This window comes from Oscillospiraceae bacterium (assembly GCA_025757685.1).
Lineage (GTDB): Bacteria > Bacillota > Clostridia > Oscillospirales > Acutalibacteraceae > CAG-217.
In genome coordinates this window covers 458,080-477,189 of sequence record CP107220.1, presented here as the reverse complement: position 1 = coordinate 477,189, position 19,110 = coordinate 458,080, and the positions used below count along the sequence as shown (strand labels likewise).

Genomic DNA, 19,110 nt, shown 5'->3' with positions numbered 1-19,110 from the left:
CTATACGCTCCGTTACGCTTTCGGTGCCGGGCGGCGCAGCTTAATGTGTGCCTCTCGCAGCTGCATTTCGCTAACGGTGTTGGGTGCGCCCAGCAGCATATCCTGGGCATTGGAGTTCATAGGAAATGCGATTACCTCGCGAATGTTGTCCTCATCCCGCAGCAACATGATCAGCCGGTCTACGCCGGGCGCCATTCCTGCATGGGGCGGTGCGCCGTAATGGAATGCGTTAAACAGCGCGCCAAACTTCTCTTCCACATCCTGGGCAGTATAACCGGCCATCTCAAAGGCCTTGATCATCACATCCGGGCGGTGGTTACGCACAGCGCCGGAGGACAGCTCCACGCCGTTACACACAATGTCGTACTGATAAGCCTTGATCTCCGTGGGCTCCTGGTGCAGCAGCGCGTCCATCTCGCCCTGGGGCATAGAGAACGGATTGTGCGTAAAGATCAGCTTGCCGTCATCGTCCCGCTCAAACATGGGGAAGTCGGTGATAAAGCACAAGTCGAACCGATCCTTGTCGATCAAATCCAGGCGACGACCTAACTCGGTACGGATCTGCCCGGCAAGGTCATTGACGATCCGAATGTTGTCGCAAATAAAGAACAGGGTGTCGTCCGTTTTCAGGTCCAGCATGGTGCGCAGTTCCTCTTTCTTCTCGGGAGACAGGAACTTGTCAATGGGGCCTTTATAGCTGCCGTCCTCTTGAACGGTGATGTAGCCCAAGCCCTTCATGCCAATGTCCATAGCAAAAGCCAGCATTTTTTCGTACCAGCCCTTAGACTGCCCTGCACAGTTCGGCACCACGATACCTCGCACCGGACGACCCTTAAAAGGCTTAAACTCTACGGTACTGAAATATTCGGTCAGATCATGGATGATCAGCGGGTTGCGCAGGTCCGGCTTGTCCGTGCCGTATTTCAGCATGGACTCGGCGTAAGGAATACGCACAAAGGGCGCCGGGGTCACTTTCTTGTCAGAGAACTTGGTGAAGGTGTCATACAGCACCTCTTCCGCCACGGCAAACACATCTTCCTGGGTGGCAAAGGCCATTTCAAAATCCAGCTGATAGAACTCGCCGGGAGAGCGGTCCGCTCTGGCGTCCTCATCACGGAAGCAGGGCGCGATTTGGAAATACCGGTCAAAGCCGGAGGTCATCAGCAGCTGTTTAAACTGCTGGGGCGCCTGGGGCAGCGCATAAAACTTGCCCTCGTGCTTACGGGAGGGAATGATATAGTCCCGGGCACCCTCCGGAGAGGAACAGGTCAAAATCGGGGTGGTGATTTCCGTAAAGCCCATTTCCGTCATCTTCTGCCGCAGGAAAGCGACTACCTTACTGCGGAAGAGAATGCTCTCATGCACCTGGGGATTACGCAGATCCAAAAAGCGGTACTGAAGCCGTACATCCTCACGGGTGTCCTTGGACTCGGAGATCTCAAAAGGCAGCGTGCGGGTACATTCGCCCAGCACGGTCACTTCCGTCACATGCACTTCCAGCTCGCCGGTAGCGATCTTTTTATTCACCGTCTCCGGGTCACGCTTTACGACCTTACCGGTCACGGAGATCACGCTCTCCTTACGAACGCCCTTCAGCAGCGCGTCGTCGTGGAACACCACCTGGGTCACGCCGTACTCGTCGCGCAGATCAATAAAGATCACGCCGCCGTGATCGCGGATGGTATCTACCCACCCGGCCAAAGAAACAGTTTGGTTCAGCTGGTCAAAGGTCAGCTGATTACAGTTATGGGTTCTGTAAGCCATAATTCTTAAATCTTCCTTTCGCGGAATTTGGGTACAGTATCTACTGACCCACATTAACTCTGCTATTATAACACACACACCCGCCCACATTCAACCGCTAATTTATAATTTATTATATATAATATAAGCATTTCCGGCAAAAACAGCAAAAAGCCACCCGGCAAAGCCGAGTGGCAAGGTTTTATTGTCTGGTACGCAAAGCGGCTGACATGGGAGGAACGGTTAACCGGCCGTCCATGCAGGTATCGTCAAAAAAGGCATAAGCATTGTCCCACACCGGATCCACGGCAAAGGTCTTAGGCTCAGAGGTGCGGTTCACTGCCGCCAGCAGGCGGGCACCGTCGCTTTGGCGTTCATAGCACACGCCGCCCAGGTCACCCTGTACCGGCACGAATGTGCCCGCAGCCAACGCTTTGCAGCCTCGACGCATTTGGCCCAGTCGCTGATACCAATGCAGTAAATCCCGATCCTGGTGCGCCCAAGGCATACAGCCCCGGTTGAAGGGGTCTTTCATGCCCTGCACACCCACCTCATCTCCGTAATACAGAGAGGGTACGCCGGGCAAAGTATATTGCAGAAAAGAAGCCAGCTTCAGCAGCTGCACCCCGCGGGCATAATCCGCTCCGGACAGAGTATTGTTGCGGTGCTGCCAAGCCCGCCCTTGGCCGGTACAATCCGGTCCGGCCAACGCGGTAATAGCCCGCAGAGTATCGTGGGTGCCGATATGGTTCATCAGCACCGCCGTCACCTGGGGCGGATAATGCTCGGTAATAGACAAGATGGCGTCCAAAAACGCCTGGCCGCCGCCGTAGCGCACAAAGTGCAAGATCGCCGCGGCAAAGGGATAATTCATCACACTGTCCAGCTGATTCCCCAGCAGATAACGCCGCCGCTGCCCATAGGCAAACTTGGTGGTGGCGTCCTCCCACACCTCGCCGATAATGATGGCGTCCGGGTTCTCGCTTTTTACAGCCCGGCGCAGGTCGTCCAGGAACACATCCGGCAGCTCATCCGCCACATCCAACCGCCAGCCACTGATGCCGCAGCGCATCCAACGGCGAAGGATGCCGTTCTCACCGCAAATATAGTCCCGATAAGATGGCTCCTCCTCACGGATCTCCGGCAGCAGGCGAATGCCCCACCAAGACTTGTAATCGTCCCGATCCTTGCCAAATTGGTACCAGCTGTAATAGGGGCTGTCCGGGCTGTTATAGGCGCCCACCGTAGGGTAATGACCATAGTAATTAAAATACTTGGAATCCCGCCCGGTGTGGCTGAACACGCCGTCTAAAATCACACCGATCCCCAGTTTTTTCGCCTGGCTGCACAGATATTTTAAGTCCTCTGTATCGCCCAGCATAGGGTCGATCTTCTCATAATCCCCGGTGTCGTACCGATGGTTGGAATGGGCCTCGAAAATCGGATTCAAATAAATCGCGGTCACGCCCAGCTTGGCAATATACGGCAGCTTCTCCGCAATGCCTTTCAGGTCGCCGCCGAAATAATCGTTGTTCCAAAGGCCGTTCATCTGGGCCTCGTCCCAAAAAGGCTCTTCCCCCCAGTTACGCCGCACCCGGGTGGCAGGCACACCGGTCTTTGGCGCGCCGGAATTGTAAAACCGATCCGGAAAGATCTGATAGATCAGTCCACCCCGCAAAAAGGCCGGCGTTTGAAAATCCTTATCATACACCGTTTGCTGAAAATCCGCGCCGTCCGGCAAAAAATCCCCTTTGCCGCCCCCGGCGTTGCGCACAAAGTGCAGTCCCCATGGGGTGTCCAATTCAAAATGATAAAAATACAGCCCCGGGGTGGTGGCGGCAAAATGCAGCTCCCAATACTCTGCCTCCGTGCCGCACATACCGGCCCAAAACATACCGTAAGGCACCGGCGTTTCGCCGTCCTTGGTGACCACCAACCGGGCGCCGGAGCAATGCATATCCCGCGAGACCACCAGCCGCAGATGTACCGGCTCATCCGTTGCCACGGCGCGGATGGGCGACTTGTACTGTGGGTCTCTGGCGTTGAAGATCAGCATATTTTCCCTCTCTTAAACAGTAAAAAGCGGCAGACACAGGCATTGCCCTGCGCCTGCCGCAAGCAGATTTATTTCTTTTTGGTGGTTTTCTTTGTAGCGGACTTTTTGGCCGCAGGCTTTTTGGCTGCGGGTTTCTTCACCGGCTTCTCAGCGGGCTTTTCCGCAGCAGCCGCCGCCTTTTGAGGCCGGGGCTGCGCTACAACCACCGGGTGGGTGTGCCAAATATTCTCCGCATATTCCTGCACGGCACGGTCTGCGCTGAAAATGCCTGCACCGCTGATATTCATCAGGCTCATCTTGGCAAAGGCGGTCTTGTCAGCATACACCTGTGCCGAGCGCCGCTGGGCGTTTTGATAATCGGCAAAATCTGCCAGCGCCATGTACGGGTCCACATTGATCAGTGAGGAGGTAATCTCACTAAAGTCCTTGCCGTTCACGCCATACTGGATCATATCAATGGCGTTCTTTAACGCCGGGTTATTGGTCACATAGTTCATGGGGTGATAGCCGCTGCGGCGCAGAGCCTCCACGTCCGGCGTCTTCATACCAAACAGGAAGATATTGTCCTCCCCTACGGCGTTGCAGATCTCCACATTGGCGCCGTCCAAGGTGCCCAGAGTAACGGCGCCGTTGAGCATCAACTTCATATTGCCGGTGCCGGATGCCTCCGTGCCGGCCAGCGAAATCTGCTCACTGATGTCCGCAGCAGGCATCAGCACCTCTGCTAAAGACACGGAGTAGTCCTCCATAAACACCACTTTCAGCTTATCCTTGGTGTCCGGGTCATTATTCACCACATGCGCCAAAGCGTCAATCAGCTGAATGATTTTCTTAGCCATGTAGTAACCCGGGGCTGCCTTGGAAGCAAAAATATAAGTCCGGGGAGTAAAGTCCATATTCGGATTTTCTTTCAGCGCCTGGTACTGCGCAATAATGTTCAGTACATTCAGCTGCTGGCGCTTATACTCGTGCAGGCGCTTCACCTGCACATCAAAGATGGAATCCGGGTCCAGCACCACGCCGTTCTGCTTCTTCACCACCTTGGCAAAGCGCTCTTTGTTGGCGCGCTTGATCTTTTGCAGCTGGTCCAGCACTGCCGGGTCGTCCTTGTAATCCCGCAGAGTCAGCAGACGGTCGCTGTGCTTAATAAAGTCGTCACCGATCAGCTCCGTTAAATAATCGGTCAGCTGCGGGTTGGACTGGCACAGCCAGCGACGGAAGGCAATGCCGTTGGTTACATTGGTAAACTTGGCCGGGGTGATGGTGTAGAAGTCGTGGAACACCGTGTCCTTCAAAATTTCGCTATGCAAAGCAGACACACCGTTGACGCTGTGAGAGCCGGCCACGCACAGGTTGGCCATCCGTACGGCACCGCAAGAGATCACAGCCATACGCTCCACCTTGTCTGCGTCATGGGTAGCGCCCCAGACAAAGGCACGGAAGCGGTTGTCAATCTCCTTGGTGATCTCATAAATACGGGGCAGCAGGCGCTTGTACAGGTCCTCGCTCCAGCACTCCAGCGCCTCTTTCATCACCGTGTGGTTGGTGTACGCCATCGTGTCGGTTACCAGTTTCCAGGCAGAGTCCCAATCATAGCCGCACTCGTCCAGCATAATGCGCATCAGCTCCGGAATGGCCAAGGTGGGGTGGGTATCATTAATATGGATTGCCACCTTCTCCGGCAGATTATCCAGCGTGCCGTACTTGGACAGGTGACGGTGAATAATATCCTGCACAGAGGCGGACACCAGAAAATACTGCTGGCGCAGGCGCAGGGACTTGCCCTCCGGCGTGTTATCTGCCGGATACAGCACCTTGCTGATGGTCTCTGCCATGGCAGACTGTTCCATAGCCTTAATATACTCGCCCTGATTAAACAGACTCATATCCAGTGCAGGCTTGCGAGCCGCCCACAGGCGCAAACGAGCCACACCGTCACCCAGACCACTTACATACATATCATAGGGCACAGCGATCACGGTGTTGCAATCCCGCATAGTGACGGTATGGTACTCACCGTCCCAGCTTTCATCGACCCAGCCCTCAAAGCTGACAGTCTGGGCGCGCTCCTCACGGGGCACTAACCAAACCTCTCCGCCGGGCAGCCAAAAGTCCGGCAGCTCCGTCTGCCAGCCGTCTACCAGCTTCTGCTTAAAAATACCGGCCTCATACCGAATGGAATAGCCCATAGACTGATAGCCGTCAGAGGCCAAACCGTCCAGATAGCAGGCAGCCAGACGACCCAAGCCGCCGTTGCCCAAACCGGCATCCGGCTCCTCATCGTACAGCTGCTCCAGCTTTACATCAAAGCCGGCCAGTGCCTTTTCAAAAGTCTCAGTCAGACCCAGGTTATACAAGTTGTTCTTTAAGGAACGCCCCATTAAAAACTCCATACACAGATAATAGATCTGCTTAGAGTCCTGACCCTCAGCCTGATGGCGGAACTGGCTGTTCTTTTCGCTGAGCATCTCCCGCAGGATCATGGCCACAGCCTTATAATATTGTTCATTGGTGGCGTCTGCCGGCGTAACGCCGAAGAAGTGACTGAGTTTGTCGTTGATCCGTCGCTTTGCTTGCGCCACAGAAATCGTTGATTTCATACAAATCCTCCAAAAATTATTATAAATCACGCAAATAATCGTGTTCCATTTGTAGATTATATACTAAAATCGTCTGTAATTCAATACCAAGTCGCTAAAAGAGCCTATGCACGAAACAATTCTCTTATTCTTCCTCTGTTTTCGGCTTTTTCAGTTTGGACAGCATCTTGGTCGTCACCAGTTTGTACAGCTCTACCACCTGATACCAGTTCATTCCCAACATCAGGGCAAACAGCAGTGCCTCTGCCACATAGAACCACACGCCCTGCAAGCACAGCGCCGCCACCGTTTGGGCCACCAGCACCACGGTTTGGCAGGTGAGCACCACCGGCTGGTAGTTGATCTTAATGAATCGGCGCGTATCCCGACTGCGGGTCAGGAACACGACCACAAAGGCGCAGGCAGTGGCAACGGCCGCACCGTTGGCACCCATACGGGGGATCAAAATCAGGTTCAGCACCACATTGGTGACTGCACCGGTGAGGGCAGTTACCATCGCCATAATATTCTTTTTCTCCGCCATATAGATAGAGGCCAAAAAGTTCACCAAACAGGAGAATACGGTAGAGATGATCAGCACCGGCACATACTGCCAAGAGTCAAAATACGCGTCTGCCACCAAAACTTTTGTAATCATCTTACAAGTCAAAATCAGGAAAGACGCCACAAAGAAGGTGCCGCCACAGTACACCCGAAAGATCTTGGAGAAAAACCGGGCGGTATCTTTATTGTTATACTCATCCACTGCAGACAGCTGCCAGGCGTCTGTAAATACAGATGCGCACATAATCACCAAATTCGGGATCTTAGACGCGGCGGAATACAGACCGTTGGCAGAAGAGCCCACAAAATAAGTAACCATATAGCGGTCAGACACATTGATGATCCACCACAAGATAATGGTAGGGATCATGGGCACGCAGTAGCGCAGCATATCCCGCCCGGTCTGGCGGTGCACGCCCTTCAAGCGCACATAACGGTACAGCTTAGCAGTTACGGTAAAGAACAGCACGGAGCAAAAGTCCGACGCCACGATGGCCAAAATATAGCCGGTAACCCCCCACTTAAACACACCCAAGAACAGCATGGTAAACAGCAGATAGGTCACGGTAGCCAAAATACCGTCAATGGCAAACAGCTTTACATGACCGGAGCCGCGCACAAACTGCTGGCACAGCTGGCGAAAACCGGAGGTGAGCACAAACACATAAATGAGCACCAGGTAGTCGCCCAGCTTAAAGTCGTTGATCTTAATTAAACTGATCGGGTACGCAAACAACAGAAAGGCCAAAAAGCCCACCAGAGTCACCCGCACGCCTACGGTAAACACATCGCTCTTGCGCTCTGCCTTGTCCATCGAAAAGCGCAGGGCTGCCGAGTTGACGCACAAAAAGGCAATGGGTATGATCACATTGCCCGTCTGCTGGATCAGATCCGCCGCGCCATAGCTGCCCGTGGTCATCATACGGGTGACAAAGGGCATCAGCAAAAACGACAGAATTTTAGACGAAAAGGTGCCAATGGCAAAGATAATGGTATTGGAAGCGAGTTTTTTGTACTTATCCACTGTGTTTCGTTCCTTTACTCCCAGGAATTAGTAGGACCATTTTCCGCTGCGGAAGTCCATGGTATTGTCTGCCGAGGCAGAGGTGTAAATGCAGGAGGCGCGGTACACGCTGCCGCCGCTCTCCGTCTTTTTGCCGATCAAAAAGATATACTGATAGCCGCAGGCCACCGCTACGGTGCCGGACTTGTCCGCACCGGAGGCGGTGAGCATCACCTTTTTGGCACCGGAGTTCATATTCAGCTCCATTGCCCGGGCTGCTCCGCTCTTATAATCGGTATAATACAGCCGGTTGCCGTACACCACCGGGTAATCGGTGGAACGCACATGCTCCAGCAAGGTCACGGTCTTTTGGCTGCCGAACTTTTGGCGAACCAGATCATACTTGTCCTCCGACCGGCGCTGATAATAGTAGAAATAGCCGTTTTCCAGCGCCATAGAACGCACTTCGTCCTTCTCCGTTGCGGCACGGAAGTGGGTACTGTTGCCGCCGGTCTGCCCCACGGTCAGGTACTCCACCTCGCCGGTCAGGTTGTCCGTCTCCGTAAAATACACATCGGTAAGCGAAATGCCGACCAGCGCCAGTTTTTTGTCTGCCCCCGCTGTATAAAGCAAGGTCTTGTCCCCTGCCGCCGTCACGGTGTACAGAGAGTCGCCGGTCAGGCAAAACAGCCGATCGTTGTAGCCGTAGGCCCGACGCGCGTCGGGAAGCAAAGTCACGGCATCGCCGCCGGAGACGGAAAGTTTTTGCAACTTCTTGCTGCCTTTATCAATATAGTAGAGGAAATCGCCCATAATATTCAGGCAGCAGGCATTTTTCACGTCCTTCACCTTGGTGGTGGTCTCCTCTGTCGGCGCAAAGCGGTAAATACCCTGACCAGGTGCGGCAAAATAGATATACGCACCATTAAAGGTCACTGCCCCATGGGTTTTGTTCAGAATATTGCCCACCTGACTACCTTGCTTGGAAGTGTCAAACGCAAAAGCGGAGGCATCCTTGTAATCGGCGTAAGTAGGTTTCTCCGTAGTGGGCGGTGCAGTAGGTGCCTGCGTAGTGGGTGCCGTGGTGGTGTGGCCCAGCACATTTTCCTGCACAAAGGTCACAGCCTTGTCCGGCACCAAAAGGGAAAAATCAAAATCCGGCTTGCAGATCTTAACGGTAATCAGAAAGGCCGCCAGTGCCACCACCAGCACACCCAGCACCATAAAAAAGCGCTTGGTGCGGGCACGGCGCTGATTTTGCTTCCGCCGGCGCAGCCGCTCTTTTTCTACTGTCTGGTTCATTTTATCGCACCTGTCCGTTGCCAAAGATCAAGTATTTAGTGGTAGTCAGGGCACGCAGACCCATGGGACCGCGGGCGTGCAGCTTTTGGGTAGAGATTCCGATCTCCGCCCCCAGGCCAAACTCCGCCCCGTCGGTAAATCGGGTGGAGGCGTTCACATACACCGCCGCAGAGTCCACCCGCTGCAAAAAGCGGCGCGCGCTCTCCTCGTCCCGGGTGATGATGGCCTCGCTGTGGCCGGTGGAGTGCACATTGATAAAGTCAATGGCCTCGTCCACGCTCTTCACCGTCTTGACGCTGATAATATAATCCAAATACTCGGTATAAAAATCTTCTTCCGTGGCGGGCACCAAGCCGTCGCAGGCCTGCAAGGCTCGGGCGTCGCCCCGCATTTCCACATTCTTTTCGTCCAGCCGCAACTTAATGGCCGGCAGGGCGTGGTCAATAATATCCCGGTGAATCACCAGGCTCTCACAGGCGTTGCATACGCCGATCCGCTGGGTCTTGGCGTTAAAGATAATGTCTGCCGCCATATCCACATCCGCCGTGGCGTCCACATAAATATGGCAGTTGCCGGAGCCGGTCTCGATCACCGGCACAGTGGCATTCTCGCACACGGCAGCGATCAGTCCCTTGCCCCCCCGGGGGATCAGACAGTCGATATAGCCCTTCATATGCATCATCTCGGTAGCAGAAGTCCGGGAGGTGTCCTGCACCAGCGCCACAGCGTCCTGCACAATGCCTGCGTTAAACAGGGCGTCCCGCATCACCTGAGCCAGCATACGATTGGAGTGAATGGCCTCTTTGCCACCCCGCAGAATCACGGCGTTGCCGCTTTTTAAGCATAGAGCGGCGCCGTCCACCGTTACATTAGGCCGAGCCTCATACACAATGCCGATGACCCCGATAGGCACGCTAACCTTTTCCATATACAGGCCGTTGGGTCGGGTCTGACTCTCCAGCACGCGACCGCAAGGGTCCGGCAGGTCCGCCACATCCTGGCAGCCCTGGGCCATACCCTCGATTCGGTCGCCGTTTAGCGCCAGCCGATCCAGCAGTGCCGGGGACATACCGTTTGCCTTACCGGCTTCCAAATCCAGTGCATTGGCAGCCATAATCTCTGTCTGCCGCGCCCGCAGCGCATCAGCAATCGCCAGCAGCCCTGCATTCTTTTCCTCTGTGGTCAGGGTAGCCAGCACACCGGCTGCGTGCTTTGCACGGATTCCCATTTCTCTCATCTTTTCATCCATTGCATTCACCTGCTGTTCGCTTCAAAATAGGTGCCGATAGGCTGCCCGTCCAACACCTTATAAATAGCCGTGGGTCGCTCTCCATTCATAATAATCACCGGAATACCGGCGCCGGTGGCGATCTCCGCCGCCCGAATTTTCGTTGTAAAGCCGCCGGTGCCCTTGCTGCCGGCACCCCCGGCTACGGCGTACACATCGTCGTTGATCTCTGCCACACGGCCGATGAGGCGCGCGTCCTCATTCTCTGCCGGGTTGGCGTCAAACAGGCCGTCCGTATCGGTAAGCAGGATCAGCAGATCCGCCCCGATCAGTTGAGCCACCGTGGCAGACAGACAGTCGTTGTCACCGTGGAGCAGCTCCTCAACGGACACGCTGTCGTTCTCATTCACAATGGGCAGGGCGTCATATTCCAGCAGCTGATTAAAGGTGTCCACCAAATGTGCCTTTTCCTCCGGGTGATTTAAGGTGTAGCCGGTAAACAGCAACTGGCTCACCACCACGCCATACTCGGAAAACAGCTTGTCGTAGAGGAACATCAACTCGCACTGCCCCACCGCCGCGCAGGCTTGCAGCCCGCTGGTATGGTCCGGTCGCTCATGCATACCCAGCTTACCGGCACCGATACCCACGGCGCCGCTGGACACCAGCACCACCTGATGACCGGCGTTCTTCAGATCTGCCAGCACAGATACCAGCTTGGCCATCCGGGCAATATTGGTCTTGCCTGTGTCGTGGGTCAAAGTGGAGGTGCCTACTTTGACCACAATGCGTTTTTTCTCCGTCAGCTTCATTATACACTGCTCCAGGTTACATAATCAGTTACAGTATACCATACTTTAGTCCTGGAGTTAAGATTTTTTTGTATGTTTTTCAAAATTCCGTCAAAAATAGAAAAAGAAATGCGGCGGCAGCACAGCGCTGCCCCAAGGGAATGAGGAATGATTATGACAAAGCGAAGCTCCGTGCGACTGCTGTCCTTCGGTTTGCTGCTGGCGGGTATTTTGATCATCTATGCCATCACCGGCACCGTACAGGCTGCCCGGTACCGGGCGCGGCTGGAAAGCACCTATCGCCAAAGCCTGTCTGCCCTGGCGGAGGACCTGGAGGGCATTGAGACCGATCTGACCAAAAGCGTCTATGCAAACGGCGCCGCCACCCTGTCTGATGTAAGCCGAGATCTGTCTCAACAGGCCAATCAGGCCAAGGATTCTCTGTCCCGCCTGCCGGTGGAGCAGATGAACCTGGCAGGCACCTATAAATTTCTAAGCCAGACCGGTGACTACGCCACTTATCTCAGCAAAAAAGTCTATGCCGGCGAGGCCGTCACCGCCAAAGAGCACGAAAATCTGCTCCGGCTGCTGCAATACGCCACCAAATATAAAAACAGTGTGACCCAAATGGTAGAAATTTGCAATAACGGCGGCCAAATCACCAAGCGCGATGTAAAATCTGCGGACGGCACCAGTCTGCCCGCCATTAGCACAGACTTTTCCACCGCGGAGGAAGCCTTTGAGAACTACCCCACCCTGCTATATGACGGCCCCTTTGCAGACGCGGTACTGCACAAAGAGCCACAGCTGCTCAAGGGGCAGGACAAAATCAGCAAGGACGCTGCCGCCAAGATCGCTGCCAAGGCGCTGGGGTGCAATGAGACCCATCTAAACCGATTGGAGGACGAAGCCGGGCGTATGCCTGCCTATGTGTTCACCAAAGGGCAACAAACGGTAAATGTGACCAAAAGCGGCGGGTATGTCAGCTCCATTCTCTTCGGCGGCAAAATCAGTACCAAGGCCATAGATGAAAAAGAAGCGATCAAGCAGGCAGCCGCCTATTTGAAGAAACTGGGCTACCAAGATATGCGCTCCACCTATTACGCCGCCGACAGCAATATCTGCACCATCAATTTTGCCTACTGCCGAGACGGAATACTCTACTATACAGATCTAATCAAGGTTGGCGTGTCCCTGCGGGACGGCAGCGTGGTATCGCTGGAGGCCCGGGGCTATATCACCAACCACCACCGGCGGAATGTGCCTACCTTTACCGTATCGGAAAAGGCAGCCACCGCCAAGATCAGCCCCTATTTGGAGGTAAGAAGCACCAAAAAGTGCCTGATCCCCAAGGAGGACGGCCGGGAGGTCGCCTGTATTGAGGTGCTTACGCATTCGGCAGACACCGGAGAGGACGCGCTGGTGTACCTGAACGCCGCCACCGGTGCGGAAGAGGACATTCTTCTGCTGCTGTACAGCGATCATGGCACCCTAACCAAATAAAACGCATAAACCCGGCGCCGCCGGGCAGAATAAAACCGAAAGGAAGGCAACACCATGAAAAACCGATTGATGATTTTAGCACTGGCCGTAACCGTGCTGGCAACCGTGCTGCTGGGCTGCGCCAAGCAGGAGGAAAATCCCACCACAGAACCGGACACCACCGTCAGCGAAACCACCACACGAGAGAAAACCACAGCAAAAAGCCCCGGCGAGGCACTGAGCGAGGGCGCATCTGAGGCCGGCTCCAAGGTGCGTGAAGGCGCCACCGATCTCAGCGAGGCCGCCTCTCGTGCCGGGGAGACCGTATCCCGTGCCCTGGAATAAAACGAAAAAAGAAAGGACTTGTTCATCAGAACAAGTCCTTTTTTTATACCTAAAGGCGCCGCCGCGTAAGCGGGAGCCTTGGCGTAATCATTCGTAAAATCCGATTTCGGCAATATCCGGGGTGCTGCGGCTTTGGCGGATCACCAAGCGCACGCCCAGGCAATTCAATCCCCGGCGCAGCCGCACAATTTTCTTCATACCGATCACCGTGCCCTTGTAAATACGCTTCATCTTGCCGTTTGGCTTCTTCGCCCACAGTTCAAAGGCCTCCACCCGCTGGCTCTTGCGAATCTCCTCGGACAGAATCACATATTTCAACTTATGTACACTGTCAAAGTCAAAGTCGATATACCCCTGCTCCGGCTGTAATTCGCCCAGCCGGTATGTGATGATCGGGTGCTCGGTCATCTTGCGAATGGCCTGGCCCATCCCCTTCAAGGCGTGGGCGTCTCTCGGATGGATCACGCCCTTATTGGTAGGCGGCACATTCAGCAGCAGGGTGCAGTTGTTGCCCACAGAGCCAAGATACAACTTAAACAGTCTACGCGCGCTCTTAACCGTGCGATCCTCATCTTTGGACCAAAACCAACCCTTACGGATGGACACATCCACCTCCGCCGGATACCAAATCAGATCCCGCGCCATAGACAGCACCTTGCGGCTGCCCAGATCCTCGTCCATATTGTTCAGCTTTTTCAGCGCGGCAGCGTCGCCCTCGCCGTGTTGGCTCTTCTCATGCGTCTTTTCAGCGTCTGCCAGGCGAGCAGGCACCACACAGAACTCGCTTTTGCGGGTCTTGCCGCCCTCGTTGCCCACCCAGCGCACATCCGGGCCGCAAATGGAAATCAGCGCGTCCGGCTGCAGTTTGCGGATCAGGGCATAATACCGCGCCCAATCATACTCAAAGTTCGGCACATCGGCGCCTTTCGCACCGTCAAACCAAACCTCACTGATATGGCCGTAATTGGTAAGCAGCTCCGTTAACTGATTGCAAAAATAATCATTATAATCCGGGGTACCGTAGGTGGGCTCGTGCATATCCCAAGGGGAAAGATACACGCCAAAATCCAGTCCGCCGGCAGCGCAGGCGTCAGACACCTGCTTCACAATATCGCCGTCAAAGTCCGTGTTCTTTACACTAAACGATGTGTATTCACTGGGCCACAGGCAAAAACCGTCGTGGTGCTTACAGGTAAGGATGATCCCGCTGGCACCGGCAGCCTTCACCGTGCGCACCCATTGCTCCGGCTTGATCTTTTTAATGGTAAAGTCCTGCACCGTTTCTCTGCCGCTGCCCCACTCCCGCTGATTGGCAGTATTCATGCCAAAGTGCATAAAGCAGTAAAAAGGCTGCTGTGCCAAGTGAACCTGGTTAGGGCGCGGCACCACGCCAATGTAACGCTCCACTTCGCTGTCATTCAGCGGCACACCGCCGTTGGTGGTGGTCCAGTTCTGGTCAAAATTCGGCTTCATCTTATTCCCTCTCTCTTCCTCGGTTGTAGCAACTGAAATAGCGACCTTTATCGCCCATATACCAAGGCAGTTTCATACGCAGGTAACGCAGTTTGTCCCCCAGGCGCATGGTGTAGTCAAAGGGGCGGTCCTCGACCCGGTCATACAGCGGGGTTGCACAAGGTACAGCCACTGTATTCAGCTCCGTTGCAGCCAAAACCAGTGTTTCTTCATCCCGGGGCAATACCACCGTATCGCCGCCCTGCACATTTAAGATCAAAATATAGAAGTAGAGCTCCTTGGCAATGGCGTCCGTACCGTCTGCGTTATGGCTGTGGGTGCTTACATACCCCAGCTGTCCCTCTTGAATATGGGCGGTCTCGTGCAGATCGTACAGATCCCAGCTTGCAAAACGCCGGGTACGGCTCAGCACCGAGCAAGGCACCGTTTTTCCACCTACGGTAAAGTCTAAAATCCGATTACTGTCCGCAGACAACAGCAGCGCCAGCCGGCGAGTATCTTTCTTTAAGGTCAGGGTCTGACCGGCAAGGCGCAAGGCGTTCTTGCCGTCCTTTGCAATAGCAAAAGGAATACCGGCTGCCGTGACCTGATCGCCGATCCGCTCCGCAGGAATAGACAGGGGCAGCTCGCCCTGCTCGCCTTGCTTGGTGATCAACTGCACGTTCATAGGCAGTGTCAAAGGCGTTGCCTTAGCAGCGTGACCCACCTGCGCCGCCGGTTGCAGCCGTAGGGCAAAGGTCCTGATCTGATACGGTGTAAAATCCGTGACCAGGCAGCCGTCTTTTACCGTTGCCGGGCCTTTTTCTTCTTCAGAGGCAAACAGCTCTCGGGCTTCTGCCACACCGGCACCCAGGCGCAGGGCGTAGTGCTCCACCGGCGTACCGGCGCCCTCGTTCAAGCGCACCACGATCTCGTCGCCGTCCTCCGCGAACTTCATTGCCCGCAGCACCACCTGGGGGTGAGAGGCATTTCCAAAACTGTACGCAGTACCCAGCACGCCCGGGTGCTTTGGCTCCACATACCCGGTCAGGGGCTGCAAAAAGGCACGGGCCTGATTTTGCGTATCGGCGCCCACCTGCCCTTTATGGGAGAACAGGGCATAGCTGTATCGGTTCAGTCCCAGGTCCATCATAGATTGCATGGAGTCGATCCGGTAATTGCGTACCGGGCTGTGCAGCACGGTCATACGCAGGGTATTGTCCTTATACTTGTCCCAGCCGTACTTGCACTCGCTAAGCACAGACACGCCCCAGTCGCCGCTTTTATCCGTCAGATCCACCCAGTTTTGGGCAGGCACTTCAAACAGCTTTTCCGTCATATTGCCCCGGCGAATGGCGCCCAGCCCTAGGTCAAAGGTAGCCTCCGGGTTGGTGCAGGCAAATGCAAATTTGTTCTTTGCCATCGTGTGCAGACTGCGCCACTCGATCTCAGAATACACCTCTACCCGGCTGCCGCCGTCGGTGAGGGCAATGATATTCTTAAAGGTAGAGTCCCCATCCTTTTGCTCCACACAGAAGGACACCCGCGCCGGGCCTTTCTCCTGAATGGTCACCGTCACCGGATTTGGCAGGCGGTCCGGGTCCTTGTTGGCTTCTTTATAATTCATTTCCCAGGCAGGCCAGGGCTTAGAGCCGGTATACTTGAACAGCCCCAGGCTGATGGGCTCCGCCAGCAGCTCCTGCTCGTCCATTTCTTTGTCCAGGATGGAGGTGATGTTGCCCTTTTTGTTCAGGCGCACAACATATTTTTGGTTCTCCATCTGATTTTCGCTGCTGATGGACAGGCTGCCCCGCAGACGGCAGGGCACATCGGAGGGCCGCACATCATAGACCGCAAAGCCCAAGGCAGGCACCGTGGCAACAAATACCAGCTCCGCCGTGCCATTCTCGTAGCGGTTCACCTGACTTTTCACTTCCCTGCCCTTGGGGTCGTATACCCGCGCACAGGCCTTGGGCCAGTGGGGCAGCTCCAGAGTCACCGCATCCGTGCGGGCCACTTCCAGACTGTTAAATACCGTCACCGGCGTGCCGGCGCAGAAGTCCGTTTTCAGCAGACTGCCCACAGACCCGGCAGCTTGGGTCAACTCACCGGCAAAGCCGTTCATGGCCATACCGTAGTCGTTCCAGCTGCGGCGATAGGCGCGCTGCACGGAGGTGCCCGGCAGATCATCGTGGAACTGATGGGCAATGGTACGCTTCCAGTTCAGCTCCATAGCCTCTTTATTGTAATGGGCGGTGCCCAGATAATCCGCCACTACGCCGGAACGCTCCGCCATATCCGCCAGTTCCTGGCAGCGGCGGTTCCAACGCTTGCCCACGGCCCGGGAAGTGTAGCCGCCAACGCCGTGATTTTGCATCACCAGTTCCGTCTCCCACCGGGGCAGCTTGGCTTTTTGCTCCGGGGTCATCTGGGCGTTCAGGTCACGGAACAGATCATCCGCACCGGACGCCAGCACCTGCACATCGCTGTCTTTGTTTTTGTTGACCTCCTGCTCTACAAAGGCCACAGAGGCTTCCTTAGGCGCACCGCCCCGATCGCCGATCCCGTGGAAAATCATAGTGCTGTTCAGATCGTATTTTTCGTTTTCTTTCAGCTTTTGCTGCACAAAATCCCAGTCCCGCAGCTTCTTCAGCGTAAAGTAATAATCGTGAGGGTTCAGACTGGCCAGCACCTGCGCGCCGTCCGGCCCTTGCCACACGCCAATATCAAAAGGAATGCCGTAGGCGCCGCCCCAACCCAGCTTTTGGGTCGTAAAGCCCATCAGGTTGGCGTGGGCTATAATGCTGGGCAGCGCCCAACCGAAGCCAAAGCAGTCCGGCAGATAAATATCCACTGAGCGCTTGCCGAATTTCTCCTCAAAATAGCGATTGCCGTAAAGAATATTACGAAAGAGCGCCTCCGGCGACGGTACATTCACATCGCCATTCTCAAAGGCGGAGCCGCAAACGCTCCACCGCCCCTGGGCAATATAGTCCCGCATTTTGGCGTACAGTTCCGGGTAATATTCCTCCATCAGCTCGTAACGATAGCTGCCCTCAAAATTGAAGTGATAGGTGGGATATTTTTGGAACAGTGCAAAGTTGTCCACCAAGGTATTGTAGATGTACCGGGACACGGTGGTCTCAAAGTCCCAGGACCAAATGGTATCCAAGTGGGCCGTAGCCACAGTATAGATTTTTTTTTGCATTGGAAGTCCCCCCTTATGTGGTCATTGTATCATTATTTTCAGGGGATTGCAACACTGTACTGCCCCATAGAAATAGGAAAAATCACACACCCTTCTCCCGACTCATAAAGAATACGCAGGATCTAAAACAAAATGCAATTTTCTCTGTTATCTATTTCATGTGCAAATTGGCTGAAGTCCGTTTGCTTCTCTTTACAGCAGGAATAAAGAAGTTAATCCTATTGCCGAAAAATAGGACGCAAGTGAAAGACAGAGCGGGCGTGCCGTGAATACGCTTTTATGATTTACGACACAGCTTTGCAACCTTATCCCTTGAACAAGGAATGGACATAAAACCGTATCGCACATGCTTGGTCACACAGACGCCGGCTTTACAATGAACACCTATATGCATGTGACGGATTCCATGCAAGAGAATGTTGCAAACGCAATGGGAAATTTACTCGGCGGTACGCAACAAATTCATAAATGGTCAATAGATGGTCTTGAGCGAAAAATCGAATAAACGAACAAAATCTCACTCCGTAAAAAAGAGTGAGATTTTTTGTTGCATATTGAATTTTGAAATGCATTTCAGAAAAAGAAAAAGCCTGCGAAAACGCCGTGTTTACGCAGGTTTTGGAGCTGATAGTCGGACTCGAACCGACGACCTGCGCATTACGAATGCGCTGCTCTACCAACTGAGCCATATCAGCATAACGTGCTGCGTTGCAGCACGGCTAAGATTATACTATATTTCGCGGAGAAAATCAAGAGAAAAATCGCAACTCCCACGCAAAAACAAAACCGCACTGCCGGTCTTACAAAATCTCCAGCAATTTTGAAAAAACGAATTTCACAGCAGACTCGCGCACCCGGTTGCGACCCAAATTGCCAAATTGGCAAGTATAGGTCTGCACCTGATCCTGCACGCAAAAGCCGAAGCAAACCGTACCCACCGGCTTTTTAGCTGTGCCGCCACCGGGGCCGGCAATACCGGTGATGCCAACGCCCACATCGCTCTCCGCCGTCCTGGCCACGCCCCGTGCCATTTGCGCCGCCACCTGCTCGCTGACTACGCCATAATTCAAGATCGTGTCCGCCTCCACGCCCAAAAAACGAATTTTCGCCGCATTGGCATAGGTTACAAAGCTGGCATTCAGCACCTTGGACGCATTGGCTACATTAACCAGCGTGCCGCAGCACAGCCCGCCGGTGCAAGACTCTGCAAATGAAACGGTATATCCCAAGTGGATCAGCCGATCCACCACTTGTTCTTCCAACGCCATTTCATCACCTCTTGTTCAATCTGTAATTAGTATAGTCCTTTTGCAAAAAAAATGCAACCATTCGCAAAAAAGGCTTGCAATATAGCGCA

General features: G+C 54.5%; 12 protein-coding genes and 1 tRNA gene. 2 read left to right on the top strand and 11 right to left on the bottom strand.

Going from position 1 to position 19,110, the window contains the following annotated elements; genetic code table 11:
* Window positions 1–12: 12 nt before the first annotated feature.
* The 7 genes from aspS to proB all read right to left on the bottom strand — a co-directional run bounded on the left by aspS (window position 13) and on the right by proB (window position 11,287).
* Window positions 13–1,764, bottom strand: a complete 1,752-nt coding sequence (aspS, locus tag OGM59_02075; GenBank protein UYI91282.1) for an aspartate--tRNA ligase — start codon at window positions 1,762–1,764, stop codon at window positions 13–15.
* A 181-nt stretch (window positions 1,765–1,945) separates the two neighbouring features.
* Window positions 1,946–3,799: a glycoside hydrolase family 13 protein gene (locus tag OGM59_02070; protein UYI91281.1), complete on the bottom strand. Its 1,854-nt coding sequence runs from the start codon at window positions 3,797–3,799 to the stop codon at window positions 1,946–1,948.
* 68 nt (window positions 3,800–3,867) lie between these two features.
* Window positions 3,868–6,399 (bottom strand): glycogen/starch/alpha-glucan phosphorylase, encoded by a 2,532-nt coding sequence (locus tag OGM59_02065; GenBank protein ID UYI91280.1) that lies wholly within the window; start codon window positions 6,397–6,399, stop codon window positions 3,868–3,870.
* Between the two features lie 124 nt (window positions 6,400–6,523).
* On the bottom strand, window positions 6,524–7,966 hold the full coding sequence (locus OGM59_02060; protein UYI91279.1) for a polysaccharide biosynthesis C-terminal domain-containing protein: 1,443 nt from the start codon (window positions 7,964–7,966) through the stop codon (window positions 6,524–6,526).
* A 27-nt stretch (window positions 7,967–7,993) separates the two neighbouring features.
* Complete coding sequence (locus OGM59_02055; protein ID UYI91278.1) at window positions 7,994–9,247, bottom strand: DUF5050 domain-containing protein; 1,254 nt, start codon at window positions 9,245–9,247, stop codon at window positions 7,994–7,996.
* A gap of 1 nt (window position 9,248) precedes the next feature.
* Window positions 9,249–10,496 (bottom strand): glutamate-5-semialdehyde dehydrogenase, encoded by a 1,248-nt coding sequence (locus OGM59_02050; GenBank protein UYI91277.1) that lies wholly within the window; start codon window positions 10,494–10,496, stop codon window positions 9,249–9,251.
* Window positions 10,497–10,501: 5 nt separating this feature from the next.
* A complete protein-coding gene (gene proB, locus OGM59_02045; GenBank protein ID UYI91276.1) occupies window positions 10,502–11,287 on the bottom strand; it encodes a glutamate 5-kinase in 786 nt (261 codons plus the stop codon).
* Window positions 11,288–11,440: 153 nt separating this feature from the next.
* On the opposite strand from proB, the gene OGM59_02040 reads away from it, so the two are divergent.
* The gene (locus OGM59_02040) at window positions 11,441–12,769 is read left to right on the top strand and encodes a germination protein YpeB (protein UYI91275.1); all 1,329 of its coding nucleotides are present in this window, start codon (window positions 11,441–11,443) and stop codon (window positions 12,767–12,769) included.
* 54 nt (window positions 12,770–12,823) lie between these two features.
* Window positions 12,824–13,093, top strand: coding sequence for a hypothetical protein (locus OGM59_02035; GenBank protein ID UYI91274.1), 270 nt, complete (start codon window positions 12,824–12,826; stop codon window positions 13,091–13,093).
* Between the two features lie 87 nt (window positions 13,094–13,180).
* Here the strand turns inward: OGM59_02035 and OGM59_02030 are convergent, their stop codons facing one another.
* The 4 genes from OGM59_02030 to OGM59_02015 form a co-directional block, all read right to left on the bottom strand.
* Entirely contained in the window at window positions 13,181–14,566 is a 1,386-nt protein-coding gene (locus tag OGM59_02030) for an alpha-L-fucosidase (GenBank protein UYI91273.1), read from the bottom strand.
* A gap of 1 nt (window position 14,567) precedes the next feature.
* Window positions 14,568–17,753, bottom strand: a complete 3,186-nt coding sequence (locus tag OGM59_02025) for a hypothetical protein (protein UYI91272.1) — start codon at window positions 17,751–17,753, stop codon at window positions 14,568–14,570.
* Window positions 17,754–18,372: 619 nt separating this feature from the next.
* Window positions 18,373–18,448 (bottom strand) — tRNA-Thr (locus tag OGM59_02020).
* A gap of 105 nt (window positions 18,449–18,553) precedes the next feature.
* Entirely contained in the window at window positions 18,554–19,021 is a 468-nt protein-coding gene (locus OGM59_02015; GenBank protein ID UYI91271.1) for a CinA family protein, read from the bottom strand.
* Window positions 19,022–19,110 lie beyond the last annotated feature (89 nt).